Here is a 1,422-nt window from a genome sequence, read left to right on the forward strand (position 1 = left end):
TTGCAGTTACCACCCTTGCGACTTACTAATGCTTCTAGGCGTTACCCCAGCGCATAAGGGACTTGCACCCTCTAGATTAATTACTTACTTTGCTGTAAGTTAAAGATGCCCATACTGGGCACACACACGGTATATAAAAAATAGCGGGTTCAGTGCTAAATCGAAGTTTTGGCATATTAATAAAATTAGTGATTAATCGAAAGTTTTGGCATTTTACGCCGCTACTTTTCATATACCCAAACGTTAGGCAACATTTAAAAAAAAATCGTGCTAAATAACACACACATTAAATGAACAGGGTAATTCACTCATTCTGACTTTTGACAAACTAAATAAAATCATAGTTTCGACGAAAGAAAATAAAATTGAATTAACCAAAATCAAACAAATGAAAAAATTAGGATTTTTACTTATCATTGGATTTTTGACTTTCCAAAGTCATTCACAAACCAAAAATTTTATCGATCAGCCTTTTTTGGAAACAATTGCGGAAGTTGACACTTTAGTCACACCAGATAAAATTCATTTGATGATTATATTAAATGAGGAAGATAATCGTAATCGAAAATCAACAGAGGAATTAGAGGCGTCGATGTTTAGAGTTTTAAAATCATTAAGCATTGATTTAAAAAAATCGTTATCTGTAATAGATTATAGTAGCGAATTCAAAAAATATTTCCTTGCTGGACAAAAAGTGCTGAAAACTAAAATGTATTCTCTGATTTTAAAAGATGCTCAAACAGTTGGAAAAGTTATGGCAGGTTTAGAGCGTGAAGAGATTTCTAATGTATCTATTTCTAAAACAGAATACTCAAAATCTGAACAATTATTACTTGAATTAAGAGCTAAAGCGATTATGAAAGCGAAACGGAATGCGGAAAATATGGTTGCGCCATTAAATCAAAAAGTCGGAAAAGCTATTTATATTTCTGATTTAGAAACTGCATCGATAACAAGCCAATTACAAGGTAAAGTCGCTGGAGTTCAGATTAGAGGAGCTTCAAGTATATATGGAAGTCGAGCAAGCGAAAACATAATGATTGATTTTGAAAAAATGGAGTTTTCATCTAAAGTCAACGTAAAATTCATAATCGAATAAAAACGTTGCCTAATCGAGTAGACGGCTGACAATCGAATGATTGCCAGTGCGCCTCTCACACCACCGTACGTACGGGTCTCGTATACGGCGGTTCAACGTTCATCTCAACAATTGCTCTTTACGCCAATTGAAGCTACCTACTATTTTAAGCATAGGCTACAAAAATTTGCTCCTATGCGAATTTAATAGAGAACGTTGTTCCGTCCTTCCTTAATTGTGAGTCCTATGGGCTTTTTCTCCCACCTCGTTTCCCTTAAGTACTATGACTTCTGCTGACTTCTCCAATAGGCCAACTCGTAACTTTGGAGATCTCCCCAGGTAAT

1 protein-coding gene is annotated in these 1,422 nt (G+C 35.0%); it reads left to right on the top strand.

What is annotated here, in order from left to right; all coding sequences use genetic code 11:
• Positions 1-388: 388 nt before the first annotated feature.
• The gene (locus ES677_RS15080; RefSeq protein ID WP_246124592.1) at positions 389-1,099 is read left to right on the top strand and encodes an SIMPL domain-containing protein; all 711 of its coding nucleotides are present in this window, start codon (positions 389-391) and stop codon (positions 1,097-1,099) included.
• Positions 1,100-1,422 lie beyond the last annotated feature (323 nt).

It is taken from the genome of Bizionia gelidisalsuginis (genome assembly GCF_008086185.1).
Taxonomy (GTDB): Bacteria; Bacteroidota; Bacteroidia; order Flavobacteriales; family Flavobacteriaceae; genus Bizionia; species Bizionia saleffrena.

What these genes read in the sequence shown, in the direction of transcription:
- ES677_RS15080 (WP_246124592.1), top strand. Translation starts at nt 389, where the DNA reads ATGAAAAAATTAGGATTTTTACTTATCATTGGATTTTTGACTTTCCAA.